The sequence below is a fragment of the Myxococcales bacterium genome (genome assembly GCA_016717005.1).
In the GTDB taxonomy this organism is placed as follows: Bacteria; Myxococcota_A; Polyangia; order Haliangiales; family Haliangiaceae; genus UBA2376.
This window is the reverse complement of the sequence record JADJUF010000049.1, coordinates 221,595-235,416: the sequence shown is the minus strand read 5'-3', so window position 1 is coordinate 235,416 and position 13,822 is coordinate 221,595. Positions and strand designations below refer to the sequence as shown.

The 13,822-nt window shown below is 74.4% G+C and carries 10 protein-coding genes; 2 read left to right on the top strand and 8 right to left on the bottom strand.

Features of this window, described 5'->3' with window-relative positions:
* Positions 1-133: 133 nt before the first annotated feature.
* From IPL61_40180 to IPL61_40165, 4 genes are read right to left on the bottom strand one after another with little or no spacing between them, the layout of a single operon-like run.
* Entirely contained in the window at positions 134-1,435 is a 1,302-nt protein-coding gene (locus IPL61_40180) for a cyclic nucleotide-binding domain-containing protein (protein ID MBK9037399.1), read from the bottom strand.
* 49 nt (positions 1,436-1,484) lie between these two features.
* Positions 1,485-2,894, bottom strand: coding sequence for a hypothetical protein (locus tag IPL61_40175; protein MBK9037398.1), 1,410 nt, complete (start codon positions 2,892-2,894; stop codon positions 1,485-1,487).
* Between the two features lie 21 nt (positions 2,895-2,915).
* The gene (locus IPL61_40170; GenBank protein MBK9037397.1) at positions 2,916-3,236 is read right to left on the bottom strand and encodes a hypothetical protein; all 321 of its coding nucleotides are present in this window, start codon (positions 3,234-3,236) and stop codon (positions 2,916-2,918) included.
* A 2-nt stretch (positions 3,237-3,238) separates the two neighbouring features.
* Positions 3,239-4,879: an acetolactate synthase gene (locus IPL61_40165; protein MBK9037396.1), complete on the bottom strand. Its 1,641-nt coding sequence runs from the start codon at positions 4,877-4,879 to the stop codon at positions 3,239-3,241.
* Between the two features lie 65 nt (positions 4,880-4,944).
* On the opposite strand from IPL61_40165, the gene IPL61_40160 reads away from it, so the two are divergent.
* Together IPL61_40160 and IPL61_40155 are read left to right on the top strand one after the other, a co-directional pair.
* Positions 4,945-6,222, top strand: a complete 1,278-nt coding sequence (locus IPL61_40160) for a prolipoprotein diacylglyceryl transferase (protein ID MBK9037395.1) — start codon at positions 4,945-4,947, stop codon at positions 6,220-6,222.
* Between the two features lie 136 nt (positions 6,223-6,358).
* Positions 6,359-9,475, top strand: coding sequence for a DEAD/DEAH box helicase (locus tag IPL61_40155; protein MBK9037394.1), 3,117 nt, complete (start codon positions 6,359-6,361; stop codon positions 9,473-9,475).
* 165 nt (positions 9,476-9,640) lie between these two features.
* Here IPL61_40155 and IPL61_40150 read toward each other — a convergent pair whose 3' ends face one another.
* The 4 genes from IPL61_40150 to IPL61_40135 are packed head-to-tail and all read right to left on the bottom strand — an operon-like array spanning position 9,641 to position 13,772.
* Positions 9,641-11,035, bottom strand: a complete 1,395-nt coding sequence (locus IPL61_40150) for a hypothetical protein (GenBank protein ID MBK9037393.1) — start codon at positions 11,033-11,035, stop codon at positions 9,641-9,643.
* Between the two features lie 10 nt (positions 11,036-11,045).
* Positions 11,046-12,098 carry a M20/M25/M40 family metallo-hydrolase gene (locus IPL61_40145; GenBank protein ID MBK9037392.1) on the bottom strand — a complete coding sequence of 351 codons (1,053 nt, stop codon included), beginning with the start codon at positions 12,096-12,098 and terminating at the stop codon, positions 11,046-11,048.
* 1 nt (position 12,099) lies between these two features.
* Positions 12,100-12,846: a 4-hydroxy-tetrahydrodipicolinate reductase gene (locus tag IPL61_40140; protein MBK9037391.1), complete on the bottom strand. Its 747-nt coding sequence runs from the start codon at positions 12,844-12,846 to the stop codon at positions 12,100-12,102.
* Between the two features lie 35 nt (positions 12,847-12,881).
* On the bottom strand, positions 12,882-13,772 hold the full coding sequence (locus IPL61_40135) for a 4-hydroxy-tetrahydrodipicolinate synthase (GenBank protein ID MBK9037390.1): 891 nt from the start codon (positions 13,770-13,772) through the stop codon (positions 12,882-12,884).
* Positions 13,773-13,822: the final 50 nt, after the last annotated feature.

Below are 13,822 nucleotides of genomic sequence, written 5' to 3'. Positions count from 1 at the left end.
GGTGCCGCCGTGGCCTCGGCGAAGCCGCGGACCTCCGAGTCCCCCCTGCACCTGCCTGGCCCTGGCGACAGGCCCTCTGGACCGCGGAGTCCCCCCTGCACCTGCCTGGGTTCGGCGACGAACCCTCTGGCGCTCAGTCCTGGAACAGGTTCTCGGCGGTGGTCTCGACGCCGTGTTTGTCGCCGTGCAGCGCGTCGGACAGATCGTTGGTGGTCTTGCGCAGCCGAGCGCCCAGCACCTGGACGAAGCTCCACAGGAGCTTGGTCGCCAGCTCGGGCTCCTTCTTGATGATCTCGTAGAAGTCCTTGCGCCGGACCGTGACCAGGCGCGTGGCCTCGGTGGCGGTGGCGGTGAGCGAGCGGGTCGAGCGATCGATCAGCGCCATCTCGCCGAAGTGCTGGCCCTTGGACAGGTCGGCGACGTGGACGTCGTCCTTGGTCAGGCGCACGCGGCCGCTGGCGACCACGTACATGATCTCGCCGGCGTCGCCGCCCTGGAAGACGATCTCCCCGGCGTCGGCGTCGGTCAGCGCGGTGATGTTGGTGACCCGCACCAGCTCGCGGTACGAGAGGTAGCGGAACATCTGCATGCCCTTGAGCGCGTCGAGCTTGAGCGACGCCTCGCCGGTGCGCGGCGCGGTCGCGGCCGAGGTGCCGCCCTCGCCGATGCGCAGGACCACGCCGGTGATGTTGTCGTGGCCGCCGCCGCCGTTGGCCAGCTCGATCAGCTGGCGCGGCACGTCCTTGATGTCGCCGTCGCCCAGCAGCGTCGGCAGCTTGTCGTCCTCGAGGTAGGCGTAGAGGCCGTCGGAGCACAAGAGGAAGCGGTCGCCGGGCAGGATGTCGAAGTCGAAGGTGTCGACCTCGACCGAGGCGTAGACGCCGACCGCGCGGGTCACCGCGTTCTTGAACTGCTTGTAGGGCGAGCTCTCGACCTGATCGCGCTTGAGCTTGCCGCGGCGGACCAGCTCGTTCATGAGCGAGTGGTCCTCGGTGAGCTGGTGCGCCTGGCCCTGGCGCGTCAGGTAGACGCGGCTGTCGCCGACGTGGGCGATGAAGCCGCGCAGGTGATCGGGCGCGCCGGCGATCAACATCACCGACGCGGTCGTGCCCATGCCGCGCTTGTCGCTCTCGGCCTGGGCCCGGGTGAACACGGTCGAGCACGCCGCCTGGACCGCGTGCTCGAGCATCTGCAGGATCTCGACGGCGGCCGAGGCCGGCCCCTCGGCGCGGTAGCGCTCGATCAGATCGCGGTTGGCGTAGACCGCGTCGCGGATCTCGTGGACCGCGATCGACGACGCCACCTCGCCCGCGGCGTGGCCGCCCATGCCATCGGCGACCAAGAAGAGCCGCAGCTTCTTGTCGATGAGGAAGTTGTCCTCGTTGTGGGTCCGCTGGCGCCCCACGTCGGTGGCGGCCGCGAAGGTCAACTCCATCGCGGCGATCGTCGCACGGGCTCCCTCACCTGGTCAAACGTCGGCGGCCTCACCGGTTCAGTTGTTCGAGTAACCCGGGGCTCAGCGCGTGCTCGACCACCATCGCGGCGGCCTGGCCGTCGATGAACCCGCCGACGTAGGCCCGGCCGCCGATGACCACCGTCGGGCCCCAGCCGACGCCGGCCCGCTCGGCGGCCGCGACCATGATCCGCACCCGCTCGGTGGTGGGCGCGACGCAGGCCGCGACCGCCTGCGGGTCGACCTTGGCCTCGCGCGCGAGCTCGGGCACCGCCGGCGGGGCGCGGTGGATGCCGGCCGGGTCGCTCGTGAACGGCCAGCCGTCGCCGAGCTCGGCGGCGCACAGCGCGGCCGCGGCCAGCTCGAGGTCGGCGGCGCTGGCCTCGAAGCCGAGATCGATCCACGGCACCCAGACCAGCCGGACCGCGCCCTCGTAGACGTCGACCAGCCCGCGCAGCGCCGACAGCTGGCCGCGGCAGTTCTCGCCCCGCGGGTTGCACGCGACCACGATCGGCACCGCGGCGTCGGCCGGGCCGACCGCGGGCGCGCCGGCGATCGGCAGCGGCGCGTCGAGCAGCCGCGGGCGCGGCGCGTCGTCGTCGCCGGTCATGGGCGGATCGTCGAGGCGCGCCGGCCGGGGCATCGGCGCGGCGCAGTCGGTGCCGCGGTCGAGGACGCGCCCCAGGCTCCAGGCGTACGTCGGCGGCTCGAACCCAGGTGGCGGCGCCGGCGCGTCGTCGTCCGCGGCGCCGGCGTCGTCGCAGCCGCCGCGCAGGCGCCCCCACCGGACCAGCGCCGACCCGGTCAGGCCCTGCGCCGCGGCCAGGCGCGCCTCGACCAGCGCGGCCTGGTAGGCCTGCTCGAGCTGGGCCACGCTCATCGAGCCGGCGTTCATGCGCAGCTGCCCGAGCGACAGCGGCTGGCCGTTCACCGCCACCTCGACCGCCTGCCGGGCCATGCTCCGGAACGCGCGGTGGTCGTTGGTGGTCAGGATCTGGTCGAGCTCGGGATCGCGCGCGGCGGTGATGGCGACGTCGCGATCGAGCCCGAGGTCGACCGCGAGCGCGAGGGTCGTGGCCGCGCTCGGCGTCGTCGGGCGCGCGGCCAGCGCGTCGAGGAACGCGAAGAACTGCCCGCGTCGGTGCGCCGCCAGGGCCATGGCCGGCGTGACCTGGTGCGGCCCGACCCGGCGCGGGTAGAAGCGCGCGCGCACGCGCCCGGGGTGGCGGTCCGCCAGCGCCCGGACCGCGCGGTACGCGGAGTGGCTGGGATCGGCGCCAGGCACGAAGTACAGGTCGACCGTCACCAGCGCGTCGCGCGGGCCGAGGGTCGGCGTGGCGTCGGGCTGGACGACCCGGACGATCGCACCCAGGCGCGGCTCGGCGGTGGAGGTCGCCGTCAGGCCGAGCGCCGCGATCGTGGCCCACGCCAGGCGGCGCATGCGGTCAGTGTAGCAGCCCGGTCACGCCGCGGCCGGCGGCTCGGTGGCCGCCGGCTCGCTGGGCGGCGCGGTGGCCGACGGCGCGGTGGCCGCCGGCTCGGTCGCCGGCGCGGCGGCGGACTCGGTGACCGGCGCGGCGGCAGACTCGGTGGCGGACGGTTCGGTGACCGGCGCGGTGGCGGACTCGGCGGCGGACGCGGTGGCGGACGGCTCGGCCGGCGCCGCGTCGTCGTCGGGGGCGTCGTCGTCGGGCGCGACCTGGGGCCACATCACGACGAAGTAGATGCCGGCCGAGATCAGCAGGCCGAACACGATCGCGAGGGCGAAGGGCTCCCAGACCATGATCAGACCGTCAGCTTGGCGGCGCCGCTCTTGACGACGAAGTCGGGATCGACGCTGACGTTCACGCAGGTGACCGTCGGCTCGGCCAGGGCCGCGCGCAAGGTCGCGACCAGCTCGGCCGGATCCTCGACGAAGTAGCCCTTGCCGCCGAACGCCTCGACGACCTTGTCGTAGCGGGTCGACGCCAGCTTGGTCGCCGGCGAGCGGGCCGCGCCGAAGATCATCACCTGCGGGCCGCGGATCTGCCCCCACGCGGCGTCGTTGGCGACCACCACGCACATCGGCAGGTTCCAGCGGACCGCGGTCTCGAAGTCGAAGCCGTTGAGGCCGAAGCTGCCGTCGCCCGACAGCACCAGCACCTTGGCGTTGGGGTTGAGCTTCTTGGCGGCGAGCGCGAACGGCGCGCCGATGCCGAGGCAGCCGAGCGGGCCCGGATCCATCCAGGTGCCGGGCTTGTTGCGGGCCAGGAGCTTGGCGCCGAGCGCGACGCAGTCGCCGCCGTCGCCGATGACGATCGTGTCGTCGTCGATCACGTCGGCGATGGCCTGGGCCAGCCGGTAGTGGTTGATCGGCCGCGCGTCCGAGGCCGCGTGGTCGCGCAGCTTGGCCATGGCCTTGGTCTCGGCGCCGCGCAGCTCCTCGATCCACGGCGCGGTGCGGCCGGTGGCGACGGCGGTCGCGGCGGTGAGCTGGGCCAGCACCGAGCGCGCGTCGCCGAGGATCGAGACCTCGGTGTCGCGGTTCTGCGCGATCTTGGTCGGGTCGCGCTCGATCTGGACGATCTTGGCCTTGGCGTTGATGCCGGCGCCGTAGCCGACCCGGAAGTCGAGCGGCGTGCCGAGGATGATCGCCAGGTCGGTGCCGCGGAACGCGTTCTTGCGCGCCTGCGCGAACGCGAGCGGGTGGCGGCTGTCGATGCAGCCGCGGCCCATCGCGTTGGTGAACACCGGGATCTGCGCGCGCTCGGCCAGGGCCACCAGCTCGGCCCAGGCGGCGTCCCAGTAGACCTGGCTGCCGGCGAAGATCATCGGCTTGTCGGCGCCGGCGATGAGCGCGGCGGTGGCGGCGATGCCGATCGGATCGCCGGGCTGGGCCGGCCACGGCCGCGGCGGCGCCGGGAACTGCGGATCGCTGACCTGCGCGGTCAGCACGTCGAACGGCAGCTCGATGAACACCGGGCCGGGCACGCCCGAGGTGGCGATCCGGACGCCGGTGCGGACGTACTCGGCGAGGCGCTTGGGGTCGCTGGCGGTGAAGCTGGCCTTGGTGATCGGCGCGAGCAGCGAGGTCTGCTCCATCTCCTGGAGCGCGCCCTTGCCCTTGAAGCGCAGCTCCGACGCGCCGCCCAGGACCAGGAGCGGGATCGACGCCTGGAACGCGTTGGCGACGCCGGTCACGCCGTCGGTGACGCCGGGGCCGGCGGTGATCACCGCGACGCCGCAGCCGCGGGTCAGGCGCGACCAGCCGTCGGCGGCGTGGACCGCGGCCTGCTCGTGGCGGGTGTCGATGATGTCGATCCCCTCGCGCAGGCAGCCGTCGTAGATCGGCGCGATGTGGCCGCCGCACAGCGTGAAGATGCAGGTGGTGCCCTCGGCCTTGAGCTGGCGGGCGATGATGTGGCCTCCGACGAGAACCTCGGGCATGGCCGGACGGTAACGCCCGGCCGGCCCGGGCGGCAAGCGCGCCCGACATGAGGTAGGCTGCGCGCGTGTACGCATCCGTGCTCGCGTCGCTGGTCGCGCTGTTCGCGACCAGCTCTCACTCCGGGTTGCCGTTCGTCGAGCTGGGCGCGCGCGACCTGTTCGGCCTGCCCATCCAGCCGTTCGGCATCATCGTCGCGACCGGCGTCCTGATCGGCGCCGAGGTCATGCGCCGCTACGCGCTGCGCCACGGCGTCGACGAGGACGACCTGCGCAGCCTGACCGGCTGGGTCGTCGTCAGCGGGTTCCTCGGCGCCCACGTGTTCGACGTGCTGGCCTACGAGCGGGTCAAGCTGGCCAAGGACCCGCTGCTGATGCTCAAGGTCTGGGACGGGATCTCGTCCTACGGCGGCTTCCTGGGCGGGGCCATGGGCATCTCGTTCTTCATCTGGTGGAAGCGCCTGACGCCGGGGCTGTGGATGGACGCGACCGGGGTCGGGCTCCTGCTCGGGTTCTCGATCGGCCGGATCGGCTGCACGCTCGTGCACGATCACATCGGCCGCGCCACCGACTCGCGCTTCGGCGTCGACTACCCGCGCGCCGAGCTCGCCGCGCGCGGCCTGCTCGAGGAGATCCAGCTCCACGGCCACCACGTCGGCGACACGATCCGCTGCCACAACATGGCGATGTACGAGCTGACCTACCTGATCCCGGTCAACGCGCTGGTGCTGTGGATGGCGTTCCAGAAGAAGCGCCGGTGGTCGGCCGGCCTCGTGGCGGTGATGATCGCCGGCCTGTACGCGCCGGTGCGGTTCGTCCTCGAGTTCTGGCGGCTCAACCAGAGCGACCAGCGCTACGTCGGCCTGACGTTCGCGCAGTGGTCGTCGTTCCTGGTGTTCGGCGCCGCGGTCTACGCCGGCCTCAAGCTGATGAAGCACGGCAAGCCGCACCCGCTCGAGGCCGAGCTGGGCGGCCGGGTCGGCGGGCGCCTCGCGTCGCTGGCGGCGCTGGCCAAGGCCGAGGCCGCCGCGGCCAAGACCGACGACGGCGACCCCAGGCCGGCCAAGGGCGGCAAGAAGGCCGCGCAGAGCGAGGCGAAGGCCGAGGTGAAGAGCGACGCGAAGGCTGACGCGAAGAGCGACGCAAAGACCGAGGCGAAGGCCGACGAGGCCAAGAGCGAGGCGAAGGCCGACGAGAAGGCCGACGACGCTGGCGAGGCCGACGACGCTGGCGAGGGCGATGCGAGCGCGGCCGGCGCGAAGGCCGACGAGCCGAAGGTGGATGCCGCGCCCAAGGGCAGCGGCAAGGGTGGCGGCGGCAAGGCCAAGGGCGGCAAGAAGCGCTAGCTGGCACGCGAAGCTCGCGCCCACCGTGGCGCTGGTCGGCAGCGGCGCGCGGCTCGAAATGGGGCCGCCTGACCCTGATCGCATCGAGCCGCCGTGCGTGGTCGCCTCGACGTCGTCGCGGTAGGGTCGCGCGGCCATGAGCCGCGACATCCCGGCGAGCGCGCAGCGCACGGTCGAGCGCTGCTTCGGCGCGGCGGCGCTGGCCGACGGCCTGGCGGCGATCGCCAGCGGGCGCGTGCACGTGGTCAAGCCGCCGCCGTGGCCGGTGGTGGCGCGGGTCGCGGGCGAGGTGGTGACGGTCCGGTTCCGCGCCGAGGGCGAGCTCCTGCGCGGCGAGTGCTCGTGCGCGGTCGCCACCGACTGCGGCCACGCCGCCGCGACCGCGCTGGCGGCGCTGGCCGACGAGCAGGCCGGGGCCGAGGCGGCGATCGAGGCCGAGCGCCAGGCCCGGGTCGGCGAGTGGCTGGCCGAGCTGGGGCGCCACCAGCCGACCGCGGCGCCGCCGACCACCAGCCAGGTCGTGACCTACGTGCTCGACGAGCGCGACCGCGACGTCGGCCTGACGATCGTGCCGGCGGCCCGGCTGCGCGGCGGCGGGCTCAGCGCCGGGCTGCCGCTGGCGGCGCTGGCCGATCCGCAGCGCGGCGCGCCGCGCTGGGTCGACGTCGACGATCTGCGGCGGATCGCGCTGGTGCGCGCGATCGCGCGGGCGACGCCGCAGGTGACGCGGCTGCGCGTCGATCGGATCCCGGCCGAGGTCCTCGAGGAGCTGGCCGCGACCGAGCGGCTGTTCTGGCGCGGCGTCGACGGCCCGGCGCTGACCTGGGGCCCGGGCCGGACCGAGGCGCTGGCGTGGCAGCCGTGCGCGCCCGCGGGCAGCTTCCGGCTCGGCGTCGCCGCGCCGCAGGTGATCGTCGCGGCCGCGCGCACCCACTACGTCGATCCCGACGCCGGGCAGATCGGGCCGCTCGAGCTGGGCGTCTTGCCCGAGCTGGTGGCGCGCCTGCTGGCGAGCCCGCCGGTGCCGGCGCCGATGCGCGCGACCGTCGCCCGGAGCCTGCGGCCGCTGTGGCCCGCGGCGCCGATCGTCGACGAGCCGGCGGTGACCGAGCCGCTGGTGCCGCGGCTGACGGTCGGCCTCGAGCCGGGGCTGCGCAACGTCTTGGCGCTGGTGGCCGAGGCGAGCTACGGCGACCTGCGCTATCCGCTGGGCGCCTGGGATCCGACCCGGCCGGCGCCGCGCGATCTGGTGGCCGAGGGCCGGGCCCGGGCCCGGCTCGACGAGCTGGTGGCGACCTTGCCCCACGGCCTGGTGGCGCCGTCGAGCGTGGCGCTGCTCGCGGGCGCGCGCGCGCTCGCGCACGTGATCGTCCCGACCCTGCGGGCCGAGGGCTGGCGGTGCGTGCTCGACGACAGCTTCCCGATCGAGGCGCCGGCGGCCGAGGCCACCTGGCTCGAGACCCTGCGGCCGATGGCCGAGCGGCCGCTGTGGTTCGAGCTCGAGCTGGGGGTGTGCATCGACGGCCGCACGGTGCCGCTCCTGCCGATCTTGCTGACCGCGATCCGCACCGGCCAGATCGTGCTGACGCCGGGCGCGCCGATCGCCGGCGGCGCCGGGCTCAACCTGCGGCTGCCCGAGGGCGAGCTGGTGTACCTGCCGCCGGAGCGCCTGGCCCGGTGGTTCGCGCCGCTGCTCGAGCTGGCGCTGCGCGGGCTCGACGGCGAACGCCTGGTGCTGCCGGCCCCGGTGGCCGCGGCGATCGATGAGCGTCCCGACGGCGTCACCGCCGGCGCGCGGGCGCAGCTCGAGGCGCTCCTGGCGCTGGCGCCGGCCGCGCCGGCGGCGACCTTCGCCGGCGCGCTGCGGCCGTACCAGGCGCTGGGGCTGGCGTGGCTGCGCGCGCTCCACGACGCCGGGCTCGGCGGCCTGCTCGCCGACGACATGGGCCTGGGCAAGACCGTCCAGGTGCTGGCGTTCCTCGACGGGCTGCCGCTGTCGCCGCGGGCGCCGGCGCTGGTCGTGGCGCCGCGCAGCGTCGTCGACAACTGGCTCGATGAGGCCGCGCGGTTCGCGCCGCGGCTGGCGCTGGCGCGGCACCTCGGCGCCGCGCGGCCCGACGACGCGGCCGGGCTGACCCAGGCCACGGTGATCGTCACGTCGTACCAGACGCTGGCGCGCGACCTGCCGCTCTTGCGCACGATCGCGTGGACCACGATCATCTTCGACGAGGCCCAGGCGCTCAAGAACCCCGACACCCAGCTCCGGGCCGCGGCGGTGGCGCTGACCGCGCGCAGCCGGTTCGCGGTCACCGGCACGCCGATCGAGAACCACCTCGGCGAGCTGTGGGCCCAGCTCGATCTGGCGGTGCCGGGGCTGCTCGGGCGCCGGGCCGCGTTCGACGCGACGGTGCGCCGGCCGATCGAGAAGTTCGCGGCCGCGCCGATCCTGGCCGACCTGCGCGCGCGGATCCGGCCGTTCCTGCTGCGCCGGACCAAGGCCGAGGTCGCGATCGAGCTGCCGCCGCGGACCGAGGTGATCCAGCGGATCGAGCTCGACGTCGGCCAGCGCGATCTGTACGAGAGCCTGCGCACCAGCCTCGACGTCGACGTCCGCACGGCGCTGGCCGTGGCGAACCTGCCGGGCGTGTCGATGGCGATCCTCGACGCGCTGCTCAAGCTGCGGCAGTGCTGCTGCGATCCGCGGCTGCTGGCGCTGCCGGCGGCGCGCACCGCGACCGGCTCGGCCAAGCTCGACCACCTGCTGGCGCGCCTGACCGAGCTGGTCGACGCCGGGCGCACGACGCTGGTGTTCTCGCAGTTCACCTCGATGCTGCGGTTGATCGAGCAGGCGTGCCGCGCGGCCGGGCTCACGACCTTGACGCTCACCGGCGCCACGCGCGATCGCGCCGGCGTGGTGCGGCGGTTCCAGGCCGGGGCCGCGCCGATCTTCCTGGTCAGCCTCAAGGCCGGCGGCGTCGGGCTCAACCTCACGCGCGCCGACACGGTGATCCACTACGATCCGTGGTGGAACCCCGCGGCCGAGGCCCAGGCCGCCGATCGCGCCCACCGCATCGGCCAGGATCGCCCGGTCCACGTCTACAAGCTGGTCGCGCGCGGCACCGTCGAGGACGCCATCTGCGCGCTCCAGGACGACAAGCGCCGGCTGACCGCGGCCGCGCTCGAGGACGGCGGCGTCACCCACCTGGCCGCCGCCGATCTGCAGGCGATCTACCGCCGCGTCACCGACGCGTGAGCCCCGCTCGCGTCGCCCCCCACGTTCGCCAAGGGCGCGACCTCGACCGCGCGCGCCCGCAGAACGATCCGGGCCGAACGATCGCCGGCGCCCGCAGAACGATCCGGGCCGTTTCAGGAGGAGGGCCCCAGCGCATGCTGGGGAGGAGCTCTGCGAACGCTCCTCCTAGAACAACAGCTGGACGTTCACGCCGACCTGGTAGTCGAGCGAGTCGTCGGCGTGGTAGCGGTGGCCGATCAGGTCGATCAGCGGCACGTGCAGCGGGTTGACCTCGTTGGTGTTGGGCGTGACGAGGTCGTTGTTGTCGAGCTCGCAGCTGGGGTTGAGGGAGCCGGTGCACTGCGGCAGGTCGACGCCGGCGTCGGTGAACGTGATCACGTGCTCGGTCTGCGCCAGCATCTCGAAGTGCGCGGCGATCCGGAAGCGATCGCCGACGGCGATGCGGCCGGCGACGCGGGCGCCGAGGTCGAGGTAGTTCTCGACGGTCGTGATGCCGGGGTGATCGATGGTCTGCATGCCGGCCTGGGTCGGGTCGGCGTCGAGGCGCAGCGGCCCGGCGCCCGAGGCGTCGCCGGCGAGCGCGAAGACCTCCCACATCTCGGTCTGCTCGCGGCCCTCGAAGTGGCTCTCGAGGTGGGCCGACAGCTCGATCGACAGGCGCGCGCCCTCGTCGCCCTGGTCGACCGCGTAGGCCTCGAACCCGAACCGGGTCCCGGCCCGCTGGCTGGGCTCGGTCGAGCGCGCGCCGAACCCGGGGCTCTCGAACGGCGAGCCATCCTTGATGCCGATCGGCACCTGCCACCAGATGTCGACGAACGGCTCGGCCCACCCCAGCTGCTTGGCGATCGAGGTCGACAGGCGCAGGTCGTGGACGCCGCGGCCGACGCCGGTCGACGCGCCGGGATCGAGCCGGTTCATCGCCGCGACCTTGCCGACCGCGATCCGGAACTCGGCGCCGAGCTTCCAGGTCGGCTTGGTGTCGTCGCGCAGCTGGTTCATCGGCGCCCAGGTGAAGCCGAGGTGGAGCTGGTCGACGCCCTTGCGGGTCGGGCCGCGGAACACGGTCGGGTCGGTGCCCATGAACCCGGCGCCGGCGTTCTGGCCGTCGTAGCCGGCCATCGGCAGGAGGCCGTCGGTGAGCGTCGTTGATGACGTGCGGCTGACACACGTGGCGCCCGGGATGTCGTACGTGCACGGCGTGTCGCGCTGGTCCAGCTCGAGCGTGCGGTCGTAGGCCAGCGTGATCGGCAGCGCGGCCGACAGCGACACGTCGTGGAACAGCCCGAGCTCGAGCTTGGGCACGACGGTGTGGCGCGTGCTCGCGAACACGAGGTCGTCGACCACCGGCACCGGCGCGGTCGTCGGCGTGCCGGGGCGGCCGGCCTGCTCGCGGCGGATCGCCGCGCGGTGGATGTCGAGCTGGTAGTCGAACGTCAGGTGCAGGTCGAACCCGTCGTCGCGATCGAACGCGCTCGCGACATCGGAGTCGGGCCCGGCGACCGCCGGCGAGGCGGTGACGGCGACGGCGAGCGAGCCGAGCACGAAGGCGAAGCGGCGCAAGGACCCGACGTTACCGCGGCGCGGCGGCGGGCTGCAAGGCGGCACGGTCGGGCATGGCGGCGATCACACCGACCACGATCCGGCCGACCGCGGCGATGGTCCCTGGGTCGACCTTGTCGGCGGTGTCGGTCGGCAGGTGGTAGTCGTCGTGCATGCTGGTCGACAGCCACAGGTAGGGGACGCCGGCCGCGGCGAAGCTGGCCTGGTCGCCGCGCTGCTCGATCAGCGGGCGGATCTGGTCCTCGAGCGGGCCGAAGTCGCTGGCCGCGACCACCGGGCGCCCGATGGGGGCCGCGGCGGCCCGGGCCACGTCGGCGAGCGCGCTGGCGCCGGGCGAGGTCAACGCGCCGATCGCGTCGACCGGCACGAACGCGTGGACCAGGCCGTACTCCTTGGCCGACAGGAACGTGGCCCGGCCGATCATGTCGAGGTTGATCATCGCGACCGCGTCGGCCAGCGGCAGCGTCGGGCGGGCGACGTACGCGACCGAGCCGTGGAGGCCAGCCTCCTCGGCGCCGAACGCGACCACGACCACGGTCCGGCGGGGCCGCTGACCGGCGCGGGCGAGCGCGCCGGCGATCGCCACGAGGCCGGCGGTGCCCGAGGCGTTGTCGTCGGCGCCAAAGTACGTGCCGGTGGCGTCGGTGCCGAGGTGATCGTAGTGGGCGCCGACCACGACGTGGCCGGCGGTGGGCTCGGTGCCGCGGATGACGCCGACGACGTTCTGGCTGGCGCCGCCGGGGTAGGTGAAGCGCGTGATGAAGCCGTCGTCGCCGGCGGGCTCGGCCCCGGCCTCGCGCAGCCAGGTCGCGACCCGGGCCGCGGCCGCGACCTCGTCGGCGGTGCCGTCGCCGCGCCCGCGCAGGGCCGGGCCGGCCAGCTCGGCGACGTGGGCGGCGATGCTGGCGTCGTCGGGGAACCACCCGGACGGCCCGCTCGCGTCGGGCGCGGGCGTGGCGTCGACGGCCCCGGCCGGCGGCGGCCGGTGCCCCTTGGTCCCGCCGCGGCAGCTCGCCGCCGCCAGCGCGACGAGCACCGCCACCGCCAGGTTGCGGCGGCGCACGTCAGCGCATCCCGAGCACGTCGATCATGTCGTAGCGGCCGGGCGGCTGCTGCGCGGCCCAGATCGCCGCGCGCAGGGCGCCGTGGGCGAAGATCGCGCGATCGGTCGCTCGGTGCGACAGCTCGATGCGCTCGCCGGCGCCGAAGAAGTACGCCGTGTGTTCGCCGACGACGTCGCCGCCGCGCACCGCGACCGCGCCGATCTCGCCGGCCGGGCGCGGGCCGACGTCGCCGGACCGCGCGTAGCGCCCGACCTCGGCCAGGTCCTGCGCGCGGGCGGCCGCGATCGCGCGGGCCAGGCCCAGCGCGGTGCCCGACGGCGCGTCGCGCTTGGCCTTGTGGTGGAGCTCGACGATCTCGGCGTCCCAGTCGGTGCCGAGCGCCCGCGCGGCCAGCGCGCACAGGCCCATGAGCAGGTTGACGCCGACCGAGAAGTTGGGCGCGCCCACCACCGCGACCACCTCGGCCAGCTCGTCGAGCGCGCGCTCGGCGGTCGCCGTCAGGCCGGTCGTGCCGACGACCGCGGCGACCCGACGGCCGCGGGCCTGCTGCGCGATCGCCGCGGTCGCGTTGGGCGTGGTGAAGTCGATGTAGACCGGCGCCGCGGCCAGCGCGGCGTCGATCAGCGAGCTGACGACGACGCCGGGCGCGACCGTCTTGCCGACATCGGGCGCGTCGCTGCGGTCGAGCGCGGCCGCGATGCGGACGTCGGTGCGCGTCGCCGCCGCCGCCAGGATCGCCTTGCCCATCCGGCCGCTGGGGCCGAGCACGGTGATCGCCGTGGTCACGACGCCCCGAGCCCGAGGCGCCCCAGCTCGGCCCGCAGCCGGTCGCGCAGGGCCGCGGTCACCGGGAACAGCGGCGAGCGGATCTCGTCGGTGCAGCGCCCGGCCAGCGCCAGGCACGCCTTGGTCGGCGCCGGGCTCGGCTCGACGAACAGCAGCTCGATCAGCGCGCGCAGCGCGAAGTGGTGGCCGCGGGCGGCGGCCCAGTCGCCGGCCGCGGCGGCGTCCCACATCTGGGCCATGCGCGCGGGATCGACGTTGGACACGACCGAGATGACGCCCTTGCCGCCGAGCGCGTACATCGTGAACGCGGTGCCGTCGTCGCCCGAGATGATCGCGAGGCGATCCCCGACGCGCGCGATCAGCTCGGCCGCGCGCACCATGTTGCCGGTGGCCTCCTTGAGCCCGACGATGTTGTCGAACGCCGCCAGCTTGACGACGGTGTCGGGCAGCAGATCGCAGCCGGTGCGGGTCGGCACGTTGTAGAGGATGATCGGCAGCGGCACGGCGCGGGCGATCGCCTCGTAGTGGCGGAGCAGGCCGTCCTGGTTGGGGCGGTTGTAGTACGGCGTCACGTGCAGGAGCGCGGCGGCGCCGACGTCGGCCGAGCGCTGCGACAGGTCGAGGGCCTCGGCGGTGGCGTTGCCGCCGGCGCCGGCGATGATCGGGACCCGGCCGCGGGCCGTCTCGACGCAGGCGCGGACCACGGCGATGTGCTCGTCGACGTCGAGCGTGGCCGACTCGCCGGTCGTGCCGACCGCGACGATCGCGTCGATGCCGCTGGCGATCTGCCACTCGACCAGCTGGGTCAAGGCCGCGTAGTCGACCGCGCCGTCGCGCATCGGGGTGACGAGCGCGGTCATCGCGCCTTCGAACCGGATCGGGGTCATGGGAACGCTCCTGGTGCTGTCGCTCACATAACAGAACGCCCGGACCGGCG